This is a genomic window from Falsihalocynthiibacter sp. S25ZX9, assembly GCF_041205405.1.
Taxonomy (GTDB): Bacteria; Pseudomonadota; Alphaproteobacteria; order Rhodobacterales; family Rhodobacteraceae; genus Falsihalocynthiibacter; species Falsihalocynthiibacter arcticus.
The window spans coordinates 1-273 of sequence record NZ_JBGFCD010000385.1; the positions used below are offsets into that span (position 1 = coordinate 1).

Below are 273 nucleotides of genomic sequence, written 5' to 3' on the forward strand. Positions count from 1 at the left end.
AGGTGGATCAGGGTTTCATGTCAGGCTGCTACTCTCATTGGTTCTGTTTTGTTTGCATAGGCCTCGTCGGGGGGCAAGATTCCATGTGTCGAGTGAGGACGTTCAGCATTATAGTAGGCCAGCCATTTCATGATACCGGCTTTTGCCTCTGAGCCTGTCTCAAAGGTGTGCAGATAGACGCATTCGTACTTTAGTGACCGCCATACGCGCTCGATCATCCGATTGTCGCGCCACGCGCCTTTGCAATCAATGCTGACCTAGATATTGCCATCA

At 50.9% G+C, this 273-nt stretch carries 1 pseudogene; it reads right to left on the reverse strand.

Features of this window, described 5'->3' with window-relative positions:
• Positions 1-20 precede the first annotated feature (20 nt).
• A pseudogene (locus tag AB9F29_RS22690) lies at positions 21-257 on the reverse strand (integrase core domain-containing protein); the annotation flags it as partial.
• Positions 258-273 lie beyond the last annotated feature (16 nt).